This window comes from Commensalibacter sp. M0133 (genome assembly GCF_016101485.1).
GTDB classification, from domain to species: Bacteria; Pseudomonadota; Alphaproteobacteria; order Acetobacterales; family Acetobacteraceae; genus Commensalibacter; species Commensalibacter melissae.
Map to the genome: position 1 here is coordinate 473,502 of NZ_JACFQI010000001.1, position 20,336 is coordinate 493,837.

General features: G+C 37.0%; 16 protein-coding genes and 2 tRNA genes. 6 read left to right on the plus strand and 12 right to left on the minus strand.

Features of this window, described 5'->3' with window-relative positions; translation table 11 throughout:
- Positions 1-29 precede the first annotated feature (29 nt).
- The 4 genes from gpt to H3T46_RS02145 all read left to right on the plus strand — a co-directional run bounded on the left by gpt (position 30) and on the right by H3T46_RS02145 (position 1,100).
- Positions 30-503, plus strand: a complete 474-nt coding sequence (gene gpt / locus H3T46_RS02130; RefSeq protein WP_110438092.1) for a xanthine phosphoribosyltransferase — start codon at positions 30-32, stop codon at positions 501-503.
- A gap of 66 nt (positions 504-569) precedes the next feature.
- Positions 570-647: transfer RNA gene (locus tag H3T46_RS02135), tRNA-Pro, on the plus strand.
- A 59-nt stretch (positions 648-706) separates the two neighbouring features.
- On the plus strand, positions 707-1,015 hold the full coding sequence (locus H3T46_RS02140) for an NADH dehydrogenase ubiquinone Fe-S protein 4 (RefSeq protein ID WP_122123665.1): 309 nt from the start codon (positions 707-709) through the stop codon (positions 1,013-1,015).
- An 11-nt stretch (positions 1,016-1,026) separates the two neighbouring features.
- Positions 1,027-1,100: transfer RNA gene (locus tag H3T46_RS02145), tRNA-Arg, on the plus strand.
- Between the two features lie 23 nt (positions 1,101-1,123).
- On the opposite strand, the gene H3T46_RS02150 is transcribed toward H3T46_RS02145, so the two are convergent.
- Positions 1,124-1,786: a L,D-transpeptidase gene (locus tag H3T46_RS02150; protein WP_198197284.1), complete on the minus strand. Its 663-nt coding sequence runs from the start codon at positions 1,784-1,786 to the stop codon at positions 1,124-1,126.
- A gap of 522 nt (positions 1,787-2,308) precedes the next feature.
- Here H3T46_RS02150 and putA point away from each other — a divergent pair.
- A complete protein-coding gene (putA, locus tag H3T46_RS02155) occupies positions 2,309-5,950 on the plus strand; it encodes a bifunctional proline dehydrogenase/L-glutamate gamma-semialdehyde dehydrogenase PutA (RefSeq protein WP_198197285.1) in 3,642 nt (1,213 codons plus the stop codon).
- A gap of 122 nt (positions 5,951-6,072) precedes the next feature.
- Here the strand turns inward: putA and H3T46_RS02160 are convergent, their stop codons facing one another.
- From H3T46_RS02160 to H3T46_RS02185, 6 genes are all read right to left on the minus strand, one after another.
- The gene (locus tag H3T46_RS02160; RefSeq protein ID WP_155571978.1) at positions 6,073-7,446 is read right to left on the minus strand and encodes a 4Fe-4S binding protein; all 1,374 of its coding nucleotides are present in this window, start codon (positions 7,444-7,446) and stop codon (positions 6,073-6,075) included.
- A 26-nt stretch (positions 7,447-7,472) separates the two neighbouring features.
- The gene (locus H3T46_RS02165) at positions 7,473-8,303 is read right to left on the minus strand and encodes an FTR1 family protein (RefSeq protein ID WP_155566886.1); all 831 of its coding nucleotides are present in this window, start codon (positions 8,301-8,303) and stop codon (positions 7,473-7,475) included.
- A gap of 11 nt (positions 8,304-8,314) precedes the next feature.
- Positions 8,315-8,644 (minus strand): cupredoxin domain-containing protein, encoded by a 330-nt coding sequence (locus H3T46_RS02170; protein ID WP_155566887.1) that lies wholly within the window; start codon positions 8,642-8,644, stop codon positions 8,315-8,317.
- A gap of 130 nt (positions 8,645-8,774) precedes the next feature.
- Entirely contained in the window at positions 8,775-9,305 is a 531-nt protein-coding gene (locus H3T46_RS02175; RefSeq protein ID WP_198197286.1) for an iron transporter, read from the minus strand.
- Between the two features lie 479 nt (positions 9,306-9,784).
- A complete protein-coding gene (locus H3T46_RS02180; RefSeq protein WP_155569317.1) occupies positions 9,785-11,011 on the minus strand; it encodes an autotransporter strand-loop-strand O-heptosyltransferase in 1,227 nt (408 codons plus the stop codon).
- Between the two features lie 12 nt (positions 11,012-11,023).
- Positions 11,024-13,312, minus strand: coding sequence for a Hint domain-containing protein (locus H3T46_RS02185; RefSeq protein WP_198197287.1), 2,289 nt, complete (start codon positions 13,310-13,312; stop codon positions 11,024-11,026).
- 547 nt (positions 13,313-13,859) lie between these two features.
- Here H3T46_RS02185 and galE point away from each other — a divergent pair.
- The gene (galE, locus tag H3T46_RS02190; protein ID WP_198197288.1) at positions 13,860-14,876 is read left to right on the plus strand and encodes a UDP-glucose 4-epimerase GalE; all 1,017 of its coding nucleotides are present in this window, start codon (positions 13,860-13,862) and stop codon (positions 14,874-14,876) included.
- Between the two features lie 66 nt (positions 14,877-14,942).
- Here galE and H3T46_RS02195 read toward each other — a convergent pair whose 3' ends face one another.
- The 5 genes from H3T46_RS02195 to recQ all read right to left on the minus strand — a co-directional run bounded on the left by H3T46_RS02195 (position 14,943) and on the right by recQ (position 20,323).
- The gene (locus H3T46_RS02195) at positions 14,943-15,425 is read right to left on the minus strand and encodes a YbhB/YbcL family Raf kinase inhibitor-like protein (RefSeq protein ID WP_155580494.1); all 483 of its coding nucleotides are present in this window, start codon (positions 15,423-15,425) and stop codon (positions 14,943-14,945) included.
- 155 nt (positions 15,426-15,580) lie between these two features.
- Positions 15,581-16,330 carry a DNA repair protein RecO gene (gene recO, locus H3T46_RS02200; RefSeq protein WP_198197289.1) on the minus strand — a complete coding sequence of 250 codons (750 nt, stop codon included), beginning with the start codon at positions 16,328-16,330 and terminating at the stop codon, positions 15,581-15,583.
- 28 nt (positions 16,331-16,358) lie between these two features.
- Positions 16,359-17,264 carry a translation elongation factor Ts gene (gene tsf / locus H3T46_RS02205; protein ID WP_110438105.1) on the minus strand — a complete coding sequence of 302 codons (906 nt, stop codon included), beginning with the start codon at positions 17,262-17,264 and terminating at the stop codon, positions 16,359-16,361.
- A 131-nt stretch (positions 17,265-17,395) separates the two neighbouring features.
- Positions 17,396-18,184, minus strand: coding sequence for a 30S ribosomal protein S2 (gene rpsB, locus H3T46_RS02210; RefSeq protein WP_110438106.1), 789 nt, complete (start codon positions 18,182-18,184; stop codon positions 17,396-17,398).
- Positions 18,185-18,490: 306 nt separating this feature from the next.
- On the minus strand, positions 18,491-20,323 hold the full coding sequence (gene recQ, locus H3T46_RS02215; protein WP_198197290.1) for a DNA helicase RecQ: 1,833 nt from the start codon (positions 20,321-20,323) through the stop codon (positions 18,491-18,493).
- Between the last annotated feature and the right edge of the window lie 13 nt (positions 20,324-20,336).

Sequence of the window (20,336 nt, forward strand, 5' to 3'; positions counted from 1 at the left end):
TCAATTCCAAATGGAGGTTCTTTATTTTAATGGCTACCAAATATATGACCGTTTCCTGGGATCAATTACACAAAGATGCCCGTATATTATCTGAACGCTTGAGCAATTTTAATTTCAGAGGAATTATCGCGATAACACGTGGCGGGTTAATTCCCGCGGGAATTATTGCACGTGAATTGGAACTTCGTTTGATTGATACAATATCAGTTGTCACTTATGATGAAGAAAAAAGAGGTGAATTAAATATCATTAAAAATCCCTCCATTACCGAAGATGGTAATGGTTTTCTAATTATTGACGACCTTGTTGATTCGGGAATTACTGCCAAAGCTATTCGTAAGTTGTTACCAAAAGCTTATTTTGCCTGCCTTTATGCCAAACCTGCCGGCAAGGAATATACTGACCAATTTATCATGGAAGTTCAACAGGATATGTGGATCCTGTTCCCATGGGATATGGCCCCCGCCTTTGCACCCCCTCTTATCAAATCCCAAAAAAAATAAAAAAAAGCATATTTTATAAAAAATAACTTGCCTTATAGCGCAGAACAGGATAGCTATAGGGCCATTCGGGGTGTGGCGCAGCCTGGCTAGCGCGCTTGTTTTGGGTACAAGAGGCCCCCGGTTCGAATCCGGGCTCCCCGACCATTAATAAAGACCTTGGGTTAAAATCCTTGGGTATTTTTTAATAAGCAAAAGAGGTTTTCATGACACGGGCGCGAATTTATAAATGCCCTCAAAAGGCTACACAATCTGGTAAAATTCGCAGTCATAGATGGATTCTTGATTATGGACAATCCTCCCCTCGATCACACGATTCCCTAACTGGATGGGTAGGATGTAGTGAGACACAAACTGAAGTAAAACTCAGTTTCCCTACAAAAGATCAAGCAATTCAATATGCAGAAAAAAATTCAATTGCTTATGATTTGGAAGAACCAGGTAGTCATCATTATGTTGTCAAAAATTATGAAGATAATTTTCACAACAATCGGAAAATGAACTGGACTCACTGAAATTATTTTTTGCGCCCTTAGCTCAGCTGGATAGAGCAACAGCCTTCTAAGCTGTGGGCCGCTGGTTCGAATCCAGCAGGGCGCATTTCCAATTTTTCGCAAAACTGTTTAATCATTTTTCATAGATGGCAAATTCCAAACCTGTTGTTTCCGATGATAAACAACTTTAGGTAATAATACATAAATTGGATGATAATCAGGATTAAGCCATCTAAGAATTTGTGTCATATCCTTTTCATCCATTGCTGTACAACCTGAAGTCACCGCATTCGCATTTTTTCTTAAATGTGCAAAGATACAGCTTCCATAATGAGGAATATTCTTCTCATTATGTTCAATGACAAAACCTAATTTATAAAGTTGGTCCCCTCTAAAATGAATATCCCTACGCATAGGTTCAGACAAAATAAATTTTTCTTTTAAAGAAAAATTTTGTTTATCAATAATTTGATTATATTGAGACGATGTAGGATCATCAATACAGTAGTCATATTGTGTCATGACATGGTAAGGATAATTTATTGAAAGATTATTCCTATAACCAAATGCAAAGCCTATTTTGAATATTCCAACAGGACTGCGCTTATCACCCTCTTTTTTATACAGACCTTCTTGGATAAATGGATGCAATCCCCTGCCCCAAGCCAATCCTTGACTACCTAGAGATACAGAAACACCATTTCCTTTTTTGTGCCATTTTGAATGCAAATATTCAAATTTGTATAACTTTCCCCTATTACTATACCATCCATCAGTTATAACAACGATCATTTGCTGTTTTTTTTGCCAGTGATACAAAATTGATTTTTGTGAATGATTACAACTTGAAAAAAATAAACAACCTATTAATGGAATGATTTTTTTTGAAAATAAATTAAACAAATTATTCAATATCCATTTTTAATGAACACCATATTCTCAAACAGAATCGAAAACAATTTTTACTATAAAAATACAATAATAACGTATCACCAAATATACGATTCATTAAGCTGTCACTTTTAATCAATATCTCAAATAATATGCAATATTTTCAGTTGCTTCCATAAGGTAAAACCAACAATCGCTGATTAAATTACAATATAATAATTACGTTGCAGTTAAATACATAATTACGTAAACATAATTCATATCCTGTTTTTTCATTATTAAATTAAAACAATAGCTCAATAAATAAACATAAAATTTATAATAAAATTATCATATTTATATAATTCTTGTTTTATTCAATGGATAAATTATGTAAGAAGCGACATAATCTTAAATATTATATTTTCAGTTTCGAGGATTTTTATGTCTGTTTTTTCTCAATTTGACAATAATATACGCACTCAGAACTCTTTAAGAGATAAAATTACGGCGACAATACGGCTTCCAGAAACGGAATGTGTCAAAACCCTACTTCCACAAGCTACCCTATCTGATGAAATGAACAGACAGATATCGGAACATGCAAGATCATTAACACAATATTTAAGAGAACATCGTAACCTGAAGGGTGTCGAGACTCTTGTTCAGGAGTTCTCATTATCTTCCGCAGAAGGCGTTGCACTTATGTGCCTTGCCGAAGCTCTTTTACGCATTCCTGATACTGAAACACGTGATGCATTAATCAGGGATAAGATCAGCACTGGTGACTGGATATCACATGCAGGTTTCAAGAAACCTATTTTCACCAACGCCGCCGCATGGGGACTTGCTTTGACAGGAAAACTCGTTACGCCTGTAAAAGAAAAAAATCTTGCAGCAACCCTTACAAAATTGGTACAGCGGCAAGGTGAAAGCATAATCCGTATCGCCCTTGATCGGGCTATGCGCATGATGGGTGAACAATTTGTTCTTGGCCAAACAATGGAAGAGGCTTTAAATCAAAGCAGAAAAATGGAAGATATCGGATTTCGTTATTCGTACGATATGCTTGGCGAGGCTGCGATAACAGAAGAAGATGCGGAACGTTACAGGGTTGATTATGAAAATGCTTTGCATGCAATCGGTCGTTCAACACATGGAAACTCGGTTTATGAACGTGCTGGATTATCCATTAAATTATCCGCTTTACACCCCCGTTATTCTCGTTCCCAATATGACCGAGTCATGAAAGAACTCCTTCCGACTTTAACGAATTTGGTTCGTCTTGCACGCCAATATAATATTGGCATCAATATTGATGCAGAAGAGAGTGAACGCCTTGAAATCTCTCTTGATTTGATGGAAGCCTTATGTAATCACCCAGATCTGAAAAACTGGAACGGTATTGGTTTTGTTGTCCAAGCTTATGGCCGCAGGGCTCCCTATGTCCTGGATTATTTGATTGATCTGGCTCGTCGAACAAACCGCAGATTGATGGTACGTTTGGTAAAGGGTGCCTATTGGGACAGTGAAATTAAAAAAGCGCAGGTTGAAGGTCAATCCGATTTTCCTGTCTATACCCGCAAAATTCATACAGATATTAGTTATATTGCATGCGCGAAAAAATTATTGTCCAATAGAGACGCAATTTTTCCACAGTTTGCCACACATAATGTTCGAACACTTGCAACAATTTATGCACTTGCAGGAAAAGATTATGATATTGAACAATATGAATTTCAGTGTCTCCATGGTATGGGTGAACAGTTATATAGCAAAATCGTACAAGCGGGTGATCTTTCACGACCATGTCGTATATACGCCCCTGTAGGAACACATGAAACTTTGCTTGCTTATCTTGTTCGCAGATTATTGGAAAATGGAGCTAATTCTTCATTTGTAAACCAGATTGGCAACAGTGATATTTCAATTGATCAACTGATTGCAAACCCTGTGGATGAAGCTCTGAAAATAAATCCTGTTGGCAGTCCTCATCCAGCCATCCGTTTACCACGCTCCATTTATGGTCAGGAAAGACTGAATTCAAGAGGCATTGATTTCAACAATGAATTTATTCTACATGATCTTTCTAAGGCCCTTAAAGATTCTCCAGCATCTTGGGAAGCATTTCCAATTCTTGCAGGAAAGAAAACTAAGTTCAAAAACAAACCATTGGATGTTTTAAATCCTGCTGATCATAACGATAAGGTAGGGACAGTTATCGAGGCATCACAAGCGGAAATTGATCGTGCGTTCAAATCGGCAGTAAAGGGTGCCAAGGACTGGGCTGGATTGGATCCTGATAAAAGGGCTGTTCCCTTGTTGAAAGCTGCAGATCTTTTGGAAGAGCAATTGTATCCTTTATTGGGATTGATTATTCGTGAAGCGGGAAAATCTTTTCCCAATGCCCTGGCTGAAGTAAGAGAGGCAATTGACTTTCTCAGATACTATGGTTCAACAGTTGCCAGAACTTTCAATAATAATACTCACGCACCATTGAGTGGACCCGTTGTTTGCATCAGCCCATGGAATTTCCCACTGGCCATTTTTATCGGGCAAATTTCTGCAGCTCTTGCTGCCGGAAATCCTGTTATTGCCAAACCAGCCGAGGAAACGCCTTTAATTGCCACTAAGGCAGTTCAAATTATGCATGAAGCGGGTATACCGGAAGAAATTCTTCAATTATTACCCGGTAAGGGAGATATTGGGGCATCTCTTATTTCAAATAAGGAAGTCCATGGAGTAATGTTTACAGGATCAACAGCAGTTGCCCGTGAAATTTCTAAAAATCTTGCCAGCAGAAGATCTCCATCAGGCAACATTATTCCTTTTGTGGCTGAAACAGGCGGACAAAATGCACTTATCGTTGATTCCTCTGCCCTCGCTGAACAAGTTGTTGTTGATATCATCAGTTCTGCATTTGACAGTGCCGGTCAACGATGCTCTGCCCTAAGGGTATTGTACGTTCAGGAAGATTGCGCGGATCGGGTTATTACCATGTTACGGGGTGCAACCAAGGAGCTTATTATAGATAATCCTCTTTCTCTCAAAACCGACATAGGTCCTGTAATCAGTCAGGATGCATTAAATCGTCTAAATAATCATGTCGAATATATGAAAAAGAAAGGATTTAAGATCTGGTCCCTACCTTTACCTGAAAAAACAGAAAATGGTACATTTATGATGCCGACCATAATCGAAATCAATCAGATATCCGATATTCCTGATGAAGTTTTTGGTCCTGTCCTTCATGTTGTTCGATTTAGACGAGATCAGATTGACCATATAATTAAATCGATAAACCAAACAGGATTTGGGTTAACGTTTGGTATTCATTCCCGTATTGATGAAACCATTGAGGATGTAACAACAAAAATTAATGCAGGTAATATCTACATTAACCGTAATATCATCGGGGCGATTGTTGGCGTACAACCTTTTGGGGGAAAAGGTCTTTCCGGAACAGGTCCAAAGGCAGGTGCACCCTTCATTCTAAGAAGGATGTTGCAACAAAGCCCCGTTTTCGATGAATTCCCCAAACAATCTCTACCCCCCATTGCACAGCAGTGGCTGGACTGGTTGACTAACAATCAAAAGAATTTTGTTTCTACAGCAAAAAATCTGTTATCCCATACAATAGTAAATTCAAATATTGAATTAAATGGACCAGTAGGAGAAAAAAATATTTATTCTCTCTCACCACGAGGAACAGTATTATGTATCGCTAAAACACGAGATATCTTATTGAGACAAATTTCCTTATCCCTGAAATGTGGAAATTCAGTCCTGATTTTTGCACCTGATCAGATCACAGAATGGTATTCACAATTGCCCCATGAATTGTCATTACACATCAGAAAGGTAAAATCAATGAATGAGCAACCTTGCACGATCATTCTGGGTGAAAAAGATGTTCCCGAATTTGAAGAGGCTCGTCAGAACATGGCATTTTCAGACAATGGAATTATTTCTGCACTAGATGTAGATGAAAATTTCGAAAATACGGATCTTCTCATGGAAGAGATCTCCATAAGCAATAACACGACTGCTGCAGGGGGAAATGCCTCTTTAATGACAATAGATTAATATCAATTTTGATTTATAAAACACAAACCCTTATTATTTTATATAATAGGGGTTCAATAAAGACCGACCCTATTTACAGAATAAAAAAGATAGGGTTTTCATTTATTAATGTTTTCAATTATTTACCATATCCAAAACATTAAAACCCATGCCCCAACAACGGGTATTACAGATACAGTATAAAGGGTAAACGATAAAAACATTTGATAAAAATATTTATTATATTTCCGAAGAATTTTATAGCCCAAGTATAAACTCCAAATACTGGCGCCCCCTAGAATAATCGCACGCATGTCCTTTAGCCACCAAAAGACAATCCCCTCATATTGAAGTAATTTGACACTTGTTGCGTTGAGACCGAGAAAAAGACCTGCCGCTGCCAAAGGTATGAGCGCTTGGGAAAAATATAGATAAAAATCAGGTTTATGATAAAGTCTGGCCAAAAATTTGTAGATCAATGTTAACCACACGCCATAAAGGATTCCGGATCCAAGAATGTAGAAACTGACACAAAAGCCATCCAGCAAATTGAAACTATCATTGTTGGCAGGGTAATTCGTTAAAATCCACCAGGGAGCCGTTGCATTCAATGGCCAAAATATTTCATGATTAACCAACCATTCTGCCAAATATTGTTTAAAATAAACGAACCAAGGCGAAACCGTCCACGTAAATGCTCCAATAGCAACGCCAATCATACCGAATAACAATAGTCTGATCTGCCAAATATTTTGCTGTTCATTACCGTAAACAAGAATTTCTTCATTCACGGATCTCGTCTGCAAACTGACAGCATTTCTATAGCCTGCACAACGTCCACACATATGGCAAGCTGAAACGCCATGAAGCTGTCGAATATTAATCATTGGTGGGCAATGCGGATTTGAATTTTCTTTTTCTTGAAATTCTGACCATTTTTGCTGATCTGTCTTAAAAGTAAAAGGAGAAAGCCGAGAAAGAAGATTAAACACACCATTAACCGGGCACAGATAACGACACCAGACACGGTTACCATTTCCATATAGATAGCCTATAACTATTGCTGCTGCTGTTGAACCTCCCAGTATCAATAATGCAGGTATCGCATAATCATAAACACTTATAAGTTGTCCATACAAAGTGGTTAATATAAAAGCAATCGCCGGCCAACCTCTCCATTTGAGTAAACGGGGGATTTTCTTGTTTCGTCCGAAATTTTTGGATGTCCATTCCGTCAAAGTTCCCTCTGGACAAAATACACCACACCAAATTCGTCCTATAAATAACATTGACAATATTACAAAGGGCCACCAGATCCCCCAAAAAACAAATTGGGCAAATAAAACAATATTGTTAAAAATGTGCGAATGTTTTGGGGGTAAATGCATTAAGGCGGGAATAATCAGAAGCAAAAAATAAATTGCAACAACAAACCATTTAATTCCCTGAATAATGGTTTGATGACGTTGCATAGCAATTCCCGTTTGATTAATTGCCTTTTTCAGCAAAACCCTCATTATTTGTTCCAATATTATTTATTGTATTAATAAGTTTTTTTAAAAGTTACGTTGCACAATAAAATGGCAATGAACCAGTAAATAACAAGAGCTGAAATTTGCATTAATGAAGGTTCCGCATGATAACCTGTCAAACCTGTTAAGGTACTGTTGTCAGGAATAAACCCTGCTGTACTCCATACAGGATTATCCATAAAATTATAAATCCATTCCGGAATATCATAAGCGGCAATCTGGACAGAGGCTTTATCAATGGCGCTTATAAAAAGTCCACCACCAATTAGAAGCAAAAGAAATTCACTTACAATGAAAAACCATTTCCATGAAATGAATTTAAATGATTTCTGTAAACACCAAAATGTTAGTAATGCCAAGATTAATCCCAAAAAACCGCCCAGTATAAATAACCGCAATGAAGATCCCTTTTGTTCCGCACCAATACCTGCCAAAAATACAACTGTTTCTGATCCCTCTCTTGCGACTGCCAGCATGGATAAAAGAAGAATCCCTATTCCACTTCCGGATTTCTGTACACTTTCGGCTGCCTCCTGTTCAAGATGCTTTTTCACACCTCTACCATGATGATGCATCCAGATTACCATTTGCAATATCAAACATGCCGCGACAAACATCATAATGGTAAAAAACCATTCTCCACCCGCACCGGCAAACCAAGTGCTGGCGATCCAAAATGCAACAGCCAATAATCCTGCAAGCGCCAGACCAAGTCCTGTCCCAATCCATAGCTGTCTTGTCAGGGATACCAGATTCTCCCTTCTCAGCCATGCATATAAAATGCCTATAACCAGTAATGCCTCAACGCTCTCACGCCATACAATAAACAAAGGCGCACCCATAATAAAAACTCCTATTTGGAAATAATGTCAAAGCCTGGCATATTGACGTGAAAATCATCGATAAAATGATATTTCCCCGTTTTAAGTGGATGTATAACCACGAAAGAGGTCACATCAGGCCCCAAGACCTTTTCAACCCTTAAAGAAAGATTTTCAAATTCAGCCGGTACTTTACCTGTATTTTTAATGGTAATTTTAAAACGCTGGTTTGCCGGCACTTCTATTGATGAGGGTTTAAAAACACCATCCGTGATGGTGATATCATAATTTTGAAGTGGTGCACCGAAAACGTATACTGGCCAAATGGAAAACAATGCCAAAACAGCATAAAATTTTTTCATTCTGAATATCCGAAAATATGCTTTTAATGATTGGGTTATCAATAAACAATCTTAAATTATTAAGATGTAATATTTATTTATAAATATGTTGAACGTCTTAATAATTTATATTTAGTCGCTGCTTTAAATATTAATATCCACCCTTTTTACCAGTTCCGGCATATGTAAAGTCATATTGTGTGACACACTCCCCAAACCAGGGTGCAACACCCGTTTCCTTGTCAACATGACGACCAAACATGGATTCTCTGGCCGGTGGATGAAGCGTGAGTTTTAAATGATATTTTCCCGCTCCCAGAAGTTTGATATTCTCGCCATAATGCGGTCCATCATTTGCAACCATTGGATGAAGTATACCTTGTAATTTTTTCTCATCACCAATTTTGGTTAACTCATAAGATACTTGTAGATAAGGCATCCAGCTGCCTTCTTGAAAACCATTTTTATTATTGGCTGTTGCATGAATATCCGCTTCAAGATGAACATCAGAATTTGTCGCTGACAACATGATACCGTCAGGCTCCATTTCGATAGGCTGCAGATAGACTGCAGCAATTTCCATATTTCCACATATCTGTGGTTTGCCAATGGGATATTCTACAGCCAAGGCTGGTGTTGACAATAGGATTGTACAGCCTATCAAAAGATTTTTTTTAAACATTATAAATTACTTTCCTTAATCAAATATGTGATCGAATCAATGAGTTAGAGCATAAAATGAAAATAGAAATCAATTTTATATGCAAATAAAAATTAATAGCAACTGTTTATATTAAAATATCAATTTTATTCATAAAAGTTTATAACAATGCATTCATATGGAAGTTTGACCAGACCTGTATATTCAAAAAGAATTGCCTGATTATCTGAAATCTGGGAACAAATACAACCCAACATCTTATTTCAATAGAAAAACAATTATTAGCATTTTACAAAATATAAAATGTAAATTACTTAATAAAACTAACGTAATGTTAAAAAATTATTTAACAAGATATTTATGTAATTTTTTATTATTGATATTAGGGAAATATTTTAATTAATTTATTATATATAATTAGGAACAATTTAATTGTTTTTAAAATTTATTATCAGGGAATTTTTATACTTCCATGATAATAAATTTATATTCTGGTAGAATCATTCTTTATTTATATTTGAAATCAGTTTTTGAATGACTTGAATAACAAAAGTAGAAGTTATTGATTTTGTACATTCATAATGTCTGGGCGTATCACGATGTCGTGGACACCACGTATAATTATCATGTTCGAATTCATATTTCATATCATTCCAGCAGGAATTACAGACATGCCAATTTATAATCCGATATGGCGTATAGAATTCGTTCATGGGATGGGTAAATCCGGAAATCATGACAACAGGAATATTCATTGTCCACGCCATCCAGGACAATCCTGAACTCAATCCAACAAAAAATTCGGCATGTTTCAACCATCTTGCGCGTTCTGATAAAGGCCGGTTTCCTGTTTCATTTTCCGCATTGTAAGGTATGGAATTAAATATTATACCATGTCCCGAGATGGTATTCTGATCAATGCAGATCACCCTGTAGTTTTGACTTTTCAAATAATCAACAACAAGTTCCCAACCTTTGGGATTGTTCCAATATTTACATTGAGAGCTTGCTTGAACGGCAATACATACATATTTTTCTTTGATAGGTCTGGATTCATCAGGTAATCTAAGGGTTAGTTTCTCATCTTTTTCTGTCGACAACCCCAAAATGTAAGCTGCTGTTTTATGCAACCCCACCAACCTGAAATCACATGGCTGATATAAATTTTGCTCATCCTTGAAAAACAGACCAAAATAATAACAGGCATAACTATCAGAAAATATGTTATTTTCCTCGGCCTTTTTCATTGTTGTAAAATTGATTTCTGGATATGATCTTTTTAAAAGATCAATAAATTTTTCATCAATTATACAGTGCAACTTACACGAATGTTTTTTCTTGAATTCAATGGCGTAGGGTAACCAGGCAAAAGTATCACCAATTGTTCCAACCGGACATTGAATGACAACCTTTTTATCTTTTAGATCCAGTTGATGATTGAACAATTTTCTTGTTACATTATTTTCTATTTCCTCCACAGTAATTTTAAAATTGACATAAAAACGTTTGGAGGAACTGACCGTTCCCCCAGCGACTTGACCTTGGAACAGGATATTGCCGGTATCAAGATCTTGCAATGTAACTTTCCATAATCCCTTTTCTCTTTTGGGGAGCATTACTCTGGCACCCAAATTGAAATCATATCGGATTTCTTTGGGTGCCGACTGAGTAGGTACAGGTGTCACATTTACATAGGATTTTTTATCCTTTGATGATGCAGACGTCATGTAAATCCGATTCTACTGTTGTACCGCTTTTTTGCGCTCTTCATTTTCCTCAAGAACATAGGGACCTGCAGAAACGATTTCCAGAACGAGAACACATTTATCGTCTTTGCAATAATCCTCCAAAGGTAGAAAGGCATTGCCATTTGTCCATCTGACTGAATCACTGTCCAGTGTATGCCATCCATCAAGATTTTCTTCACTGAGATGAACATCAATATCAAAACTCTTATTTTTATTGAAAAGCTTGATGCTCTTGATCAATAGACCGAGATAGCGTCTATCATCAACAAATGGACCAATAACATCACTTGGTCGGCTTGCACGGGAAACAATCCGGACATTCCTGGTATTTTTTGGAATAACGAAGGTTACTTTTCCATTATCAATTCGCTTTTCGATAACATTGCCATTATCGGCTATAAGGCAAATATCATGATCATTTGTAATTAGGGGTTTTCTGCCTTTTCTATCAATATGTTTGGCCAAAGCCTGATCCAAGAGGGAATTATATACTTTTTCCACACTATCACGATCAACGTTTAATGGAGCCGCGGCATCATTTACCCAATTTTTAGGCAACCGGATAACATTATTTTCAACATCCTTGATGGTGTCCCTGGTATTCAAATAACTTTCAGTAAGCATTCCATTCGCCGTGATGACAGAATGTTCTCCTGTTTCAATATGATAGTATCTGTACATTTTCTGTGAATGATCGTAAAAAATGGAATGATTATTGACCAACATACGCACAGGTATAAATTTACCATCAATAAACAGGCAATGTTCAGGTGTTACATAAGTATCTTGATACGGAATATTCTCGGAAATGGCATCTTTCAGAATACAGACAGGATATCCACCCTCATCATCGGGCAAATGCGTGTTAACAAAATGTGTATCACTGACTATGGAGGTTATGGGCTGTAATTGCAACCCGTTTTCTGTGTGAATATAAACCCTGTCATTCACCCCAAGATTTTCAACAGCGATATCACCCCTATCAGTTTTGATTAAAGTTCCGGCTAAAAAGCATGGATATGTTTCATCACCTTTAATGGGTAATGTTATATCTGTTCCATTTGCATTTGCTGAATTATCAATATGAGGATTAACAAACCCTGCGCCATTTGCTATAGTATATTTACCTGCACCATCTGTTGTGCGAAAAGAGCTTGATCCCCCCTTCAAATTGGGATTTCTTAATATACCTCCGTTTCTATAATTTTCATCTTTAACATCCTTACTTGTGGTAGGATTATAAAAAGTATCATCATCAGATATTCCACCATTTTCAATTTTGGATACTTCTGATATATATTTATTGTGTTGTGAAATTCCCCCACTATATATATTAAGAAAACCATTAAAAACCGTGGAGTTTGTCAGTTTACCACCCGACTGAATATTTATAGTTGGATTAGCATCACCAGCAAATCCACTCATATTAGCTATTTGATTGAGACCATCCACGACTGCCCCGCTATGAATAGTCAATATGCCATGAATCATATCTACTGGACCATAAATCCTTTCGGAGTTGGGCTGTCCTTCCCGTTGAAAATAGGTTTTACCTTTTTCATCCACATCCGCGATCCAGTTGCCACCTGTTAACAGAGGATAGTCATTTTCTATCTCATAATTTGTAAAATCAGGCGGGACATAGTTTTCAGGTTCATTATATACAGCCCCACTTGCTATATGTAATCTAACATTTTTTGTGCCTGAATTAATGGAGGTAATATCAGGCATATGATGATCGGTCATCACGGCACCTGACGCGTAGTAAATGTCCGACCTGTTTGCCGCAGTTCTGAAAGAACTTGATCCCCCCGTCAAATTGGGATTAATTAATGTACCGCCACTTTCTGCTGTATCACCTGGATTGTAGAATGTATCATTATTGGAAATTCCGCCATCATCTATCGTCACTTTTTCTGATACCATAGAGTTATCGGATGAGATACCGCCATTATAAATATGAATATCACCATTTATAAGATTTGAATCTTTAATCACACCACCTGACATAACATTAATTAATGGATTAGCCCGTCCACCAAATCCACTCATATTCGCTATTTCATTTAACCCGCTTACGACAGCACCACTTTCAATATTCAATATGCCATGAATCATGTTTACTGGCCCCTTGACACTGGTACCACCGCTTACATAGACAGTATTCCCGGCATCATCTAGTTTTGCTCTCCATTCTCCACCGGATAATATTGGATAATCATTCTGAATAACAACATGCCTAAAATCCGTATCACTTGAAATAATATTATTACCAGCCATAACAGTTTTATCCCTATAAAATAAAAAATTAAATAATCTAAATCAATCTTTCCAATTGTTTAATATTTCACTTAAGCAATATGAAATCAATTTTCAATATATAATTATAATTTTACCACAATTATAATTATGATGTAATTAATGAAATTATTAACATAATAGTTATTTTTAAGATACTGATTTTATTCAGAATTAAAATTCAACTTAAATTTATATAGGTAAATCGGACAAATCCTGTATAAATTTAACAAATTCATGACGTTTTGAAAACGTAAATAATTCTAAACAAAAATAATATGTGAATAATACATATATATTATTGATAAATATGTAAAAAATTTAATAATCAATCATATCAAAAAATTAGTTAGCATTTTTTAGTCTAGGATATATTAAAATATCATTAAAAAATTTTATTCTTTTTTGAATTGTAACATTTCATGGGACTAATTAATTTCTTTATTTACAAATCCCAGTACAGTAATATGCTGACCGATTTAATTTGAATAGTAATATAATTTAATTTTTTGAATATAGGACCATATTCATGACAATATTAGTTACAGGTGGTTGCGGTTATATTGGAAGCCATACTTGTATTCAACTAATAAAACAAGGTATAGATCCAGTTATCATTGACAATCTTTATAACGGCAAGGAAATCGTTCTTGATCGCATTAAAAAGATTACTGGAAAACGACCAAGATTTTATCAAGGGGATATAAGAAACAAAGATCTTTTAGACTCCATATTCAAAGAAAACAATATAAAGGGAGTTATTCATTTTGCAGGACTGAAAGCCGTTGGTGAATCGGTACGCAAACCATTGGAATATTATGATGTCAATGTTTATGGTACTATCAATTTGCTTGATGCCATGAAAAAGGCCAACGTCAAAAAATTTATTTTCAGTTCATCCGCAACTGTTTACGGAACCCAGCCGATTATTCCATATATCGAAACCATGGAAACCGGAGAGCCAACCCAACCATACGGTCGCAGCAAGCTCTTCATTGAGAAAATTCTTCAGGATCTATCAATCGCGGACCAGGACTGGTCAATTACAATATTAAGATATTTTAATCCCGTAGGAGCGCATCCATCAGGATTGATTGGCGAGGATCCCCAGGGTATTCCCAATAATCTCATGCCTTATATCACCCAGGTAGCTATTGGAAAATTGGACTCCCTTGCAGTATTCGGCAATGATTATGAAACCAGAGATGGAACGTGTATCAGGGATTTTATTCATGTTATGGATTTGGCTGAGGGACACTTGGCCGCACTCAACTATAATGACACCCAATCAGGAGTGAATATTTTCAATTTGGGTTCCGGTCAGGGAAATAGTGTACTGGAGGTTATAGCCACTTTTGAAAATGTGTTCAGAAAAAAATTGCCATATCATTTTGCCCCACGCCGTGATGGAGATCTACCGGCATATTGGGCTAATGCTGACCGCGCCAAAAAATTATTGAATTGGGAAACGAGATTGAATCTGCATGATATGGTACAGGATTCTTGGAACTGGCAGAGTAAAAATCCCAACGGTTTTGAAGGGTAGCTTTTAAATTAGCGATATATTGATCAAATTATCACAATCTGTAAAACAATGATTGTGATAATTCATTCATCCTTTTAAATGACAGATCAATTGTGCAGAAGCCAATGAATGATGATGCACGTTAAAACCGACGAAAGCTGGAGTTGAGGAAGGTGTCACATCTATTCTTGCTATATTCAATGCATGAATCGTAATTATATAACGATGCGGTTTTCCAGGTGGTGGTGCTCCACCCCCGTATTCCTTTTGACCAAAATCATTTCGAATCTCGATTGCACCTTCAGGCAGCAATTTATTGGAGGAAGCCCCTTCAACCAGATGTGTTATGTTGGGTGATATATTGACAACAACCCAATGCCACCATCCAGACCCGGTTGGAGCATCAGGATCGTACATGGTTATAACAAAGCTTTTTGTACTATCTGGAGCATCCTCCCAAAATAAAGAGGGGGAAAGATTACCTCCATTCTGTCCCATGCCATGATAACGTTGGGCATTGGGCATTTCATCACCTTCTTTATAGGAATGGCTCCAAATTCGGAAAACCATATCAATCTCCTTAAATATGTCATTATATGACAGTTATATTTTATTTTTCTAAGGCTGTATATGGTTTTAATTTTGCAGAGATTACAAATAATTTGATATTACATGCAAATTCTTCTCATTTTTTATTTCATAAATCTAAAAAATGAAATTGAATATCAAAAATTGTCAATATTTGCCGCCACTCTTTCTTCAAAATTTTTTCTTGCCCTGGGCAAGTCTTTATTTATTAAGGAAAACACATTTTTCTCTAGAAAATAACGGGATAATTTCAAACCATTCATCCAATCTTTCTGATTGCCATTTTCTTCCTCATTCAGAAAAAAAGATGGAAAAGGGAATAATTTTGATTTCCACTTTCCTGCCATAACTTCCGTAACTACTTTTCCCGTACGTGGAGACACAAAAAAAGATTGACACTTGTCAGATTCATAACAGATTGATATATCCAACGCATACCCCAGTGCCGCAAGAAAATTTAATTCCCATCGTAATAGCCGAGGAACAATTTCTTTATTTGAATCTGTAGGGTTTTCCGCGACAAAATCAAGATATTGAAAAGATGATTTTGCAATATATTCCACCGGTTGACGCTCAAGTAATCCACTTTCGGAAACAGCACATAAGGACAGCATGGCTGAAAATGCCAATGGACAAGACGATAGAATTGCAAAATTCGAACGTATCAATTCGCCCTTGAAATATCCCAACTGATCTGATAGTTTCGCTGACCAATCGACATTGACAAAATTTCCCGTCTGCCAAATGGAAATTTGACGACGGGAAATCATACCCTTGACAAGCCCCCTGAATAATCCCTGCTCTAGCGAAAGAACAGACACTATTCCATCAGTTTCTCCATAAGGGCGTGTATTCAAAACAATAACCGGGGAAGACCATTCCCGCATTCTATCTCCCCCACCCTGTTAATTGTAATCAACCCTTGGCAGCTTGGGCAACTTCAGCAGCAAAATCGCTTTCTTCTTTTTCAATGCCTTCACCCAGATGGAAACGTTCAAAGGCAACAAGTTTTGCTCCATTTTTGTCAACAACAGCCTTGACTTTGCTTTCACCATCATGAATCCACGTTTGTTCCAAAAGAACAACTTCTTCATAGAATTTACGTAAGCGACCTTCAACCATTTTTTCAATGATATTGTCCGGTTTACCTGATGCACGCGCCTGTTCAATAAAAATGCTTTTTTCACGTTCAACAGCAGCAGGATCAATTTCTTCAACACTTAATGCAATTGGACGTACAGCGGCTACCTGCATACCAATTTTACGACCGAGATCCTCAATTTCATCAGATGCTTCAGGTGCCTCCAAAGCAACCAGTACACCAATTTTTCCTAAACCTGGACGCAAGGCGGAATGAACATAGCTTGCTACAACACCAGAAGAAACTTCAAAAACACGCACACGTCGAATGGTCATGTTTTCACCAATTGTGGCAATCAAGTTGGTTAGATTTTCTGCAACAGTTTTTCCATTTTCCATTGTGGCATTTTTCAACGCCTCGACATCTTCACCCACTGTCAATGCAACTTTGGCGACATCCTCAACAAATTGTTGAAACTGTTCGTTTCTGGCGACAAAATCGGTTTCAGCATTAATTTCGACCATGGCGGCCTTGTTACCCGCTGTCGCAATTCCTACCAATCCCTCAGCAGCCACACGGCCGGATTTTTTTGCAGCAGTAGCCAATCCCTTTTTACGTAACCAATCAATAGCTTCCTCGATATTGCCAGCTGTCTGATTAAGCGCCTTTTTGCAATCCATCATACCGGCACCGGTTTTTTCACGTAATTCTTTTACTAATGCAGCTGTAATCTCTGCCATCATTTTTCCCTTTTCTTAACACACGAACGTCTCGATCAATATCGAGACGTTATGCTTGTATCATTTAATATAAATTGATTTTTTGACGAATTTCATATTGAATCGTCAACAATCCGAAAACTTATTGGCAATTAAGCTGGAACGTCTGGTGTCTCTTGTACAGAAACAGATTCCATAATAATTTCAGGAGGCAATTCCTCTGCCGCACCAATATCTTCACCTGCGGCACCTAATTCCTTGGAAATACCATCCAACACAGCACCGGCAACCAAATCACAATATAAATTGATTGAACGTAATGCATCATCATTTCCTGGAATTGGATAGGTAATCCCATCAGGATCTGAATTGCTATCCAGGACAGCCACAACAGGAATACCCAATTTGTTAGCTTCCTGTACAGCCAATTTTTCCTTATTCGTATCAATGATAAAGAGTATGTCCGGCAAACCACCCATTTCCTTGATACCGCCAAGTGAACGTTCCAATTTATCACGTTCACGGGTCAACTGAAGAATCTCTTTCTTGGTCAACCCAATTGTATCGCCATCAAGCGTTTCTTCGATCTGGCGTAAACGCTTGATAGAATTGGTAATGGTCTTCCAGTTTGTCAGCATACCCCCTAGCCAACGGTGATTGACATAGTACTGCCCACAACGTTTGGCTGTTTCCGCAACAATCTCAGAAGCTGTACGTTTTGTGCCAACAAACAATACTCTTCCACCATTGGCAACTGTATCACGAACGGCATGCAATGCGCGATCCAGCATAGGAACCGTTTGTTGAAGATCAATAATATGAACCTGGTTACGGACACCAAATAAGAAAGGTGCCATTTTAGGGTTCCAGCGACGTGTATGATGTCCGAAATGAACACCCGCTTCCAATAACTGACGCAAAGTAAAATCTGGCATTGCCATAAATATTATCCTTATAACTGGTTAAACCTCCGTAAAGTACCGATTACCTTTTTCAAGCACCAGCGGTCGAACCTTTACGTGTGAATTGTCGAACAATATCGATCATATCGTATATGATAGATTTTTGATAAAAATTCAAGTGAATCTTTAATAAAGAAACATATGCAAAAATATTGATCTTTGTGAAAACATTTTTTAAATTTCTTTATTCTTGATTGTCAAAAAAAATAATGAATAATTAGTGTAAAATAAATGACTTCATTATCGTTTAGTCTTATGCGTAAAATCATCCAATATAAATAATCATTATCTATTATTTTGAAACTCCTTGATTATTTCTAATAATTTCAATCCATAATGTTCCAATTTCATATTCCCTACACCTTTTATATCCTTAAAATCTTTCAAGGTTTGGGGATTACAAAGAGCTATTTCCCTTAACACCGAATCATGAAAAATGATATATGGAGGAACCTGTTGTTTACGCGCCTCATCTGATCGCCATTTTTTTAATTCATCAAATAATTTATGCCGGTTTTGTGTTATTAGCAATGTATCGTCTCTATTTTGACATTTATATATTTCAGATTTTTCAATATCTTCACGCAGAAATAAACTCTTTTTCCCCCTTAGCAACGGACGGGCTTTTTCTTGGTTTAGAAACAAATTTGAAAATTCCTCTCCCTGACGCAAAACATCGCGGGCCATCAATTGGTGAATAACAGAACGCCAAAAATTGTGTGACTTATCTTTCCCAATACCAAATAAAGAAAGTCGATCATGCTGGAAATTTTCAACTTGAATATTATATTTGCCTCGCAATACATTAATAATATGCATTGCTCCAAAACGTTGTCCAGTGCGGTATACTGCAGAAATCACTTTCTGAGCCGCTATAGTTCCATTTAACAGTCTTACAGGATTTTTACAATTATCACAGTGATTACAAGACTTATCCAGGTTTTCTCCAAAACAATGCAACAAAAGTTTTGTTCGGCATTCAGCCGTTTCAGATAATGCCACCATCATATCAAGTCTTGAACACGCGATTTTCTTCTGTTCATCTGTAATCGTAGAATGTTCAAGAAAATATCGCGCCTTAGCAACATCAGCACCATTATAGAATAAAACGGTTTCGGCAAGATCACCATCCCGTCCAGCTCGACCTATTTGTTGATAATAATCTTCTGGTCCCCTGGGCATATCCAAATGTACAACCAATCTGACATCCGGACGATCGACTCCCATTCCAAAAGCAACCGTCGCAACGATAATTAAAGGCTCTCCTGATCGAAACCTTAATAGGATACCTCTTTTTTCAAGTGCGGATAAACCGGCATGATAAGCCACAGCGGTAAAACCATAACGAACAAGATTATGAGCTATCCGTTCAGATTTATTACGACTTCCACAATACACGATACAAGCCGCATCCCGATATTTTTTTAATAATTCCCTTAGCTGTTTGGATTCGGTATTTTTTTGTATTACACGTATAAATAAATTAGACCGATGAAAACTGGATCGCAGAATTTTGGCTTCAGGCATATCCAAAGCCTGAATGATATCTTTTTGCGTGACTGGATCAGCTGTTGCTGTAAGGGCAATTCTTGGAACAGAGGGAAATATCCAAGGTAAATCACATAAAAGGCGATATTCCGGACGAAAATCATGCCCCCATACGGATATACAATGGGCTTCATCAATTGCAATCATGGAAATTTGAATTTTTTCCAAAAATTTCAATGTATCGTTTTGGAGTAAGCGTTCTGGGGAAACATATAAGAGTTTGAGTTTTTTTGAAGCAATATCATGACGGATATTGTATGCTTCCTCATTTTCCAATTCTGAGTGTAATGCACCTGCACTCACACCTAATTGCCTTAAAGCTGCTACCTGATCATCCATCAACGCAATTAATGGTGAAATAACCAAGCCCATTCCAGGACGACACAAAGCCGGGATTTGATAACAGATACTTTTACCTCCCCCGGTGGGCATCAATAACAAAACATCCTGATTTTGCATTACAAGATCAATCGCCTGTTTTTGCAAACCACGAAAACACTGATACCCAAAAACTGTTTCTAGTATTTTTTGGGGGTCTCTCTCATCATGCAATCTAACTTTATCAAACAAGTTAAAAAAGATT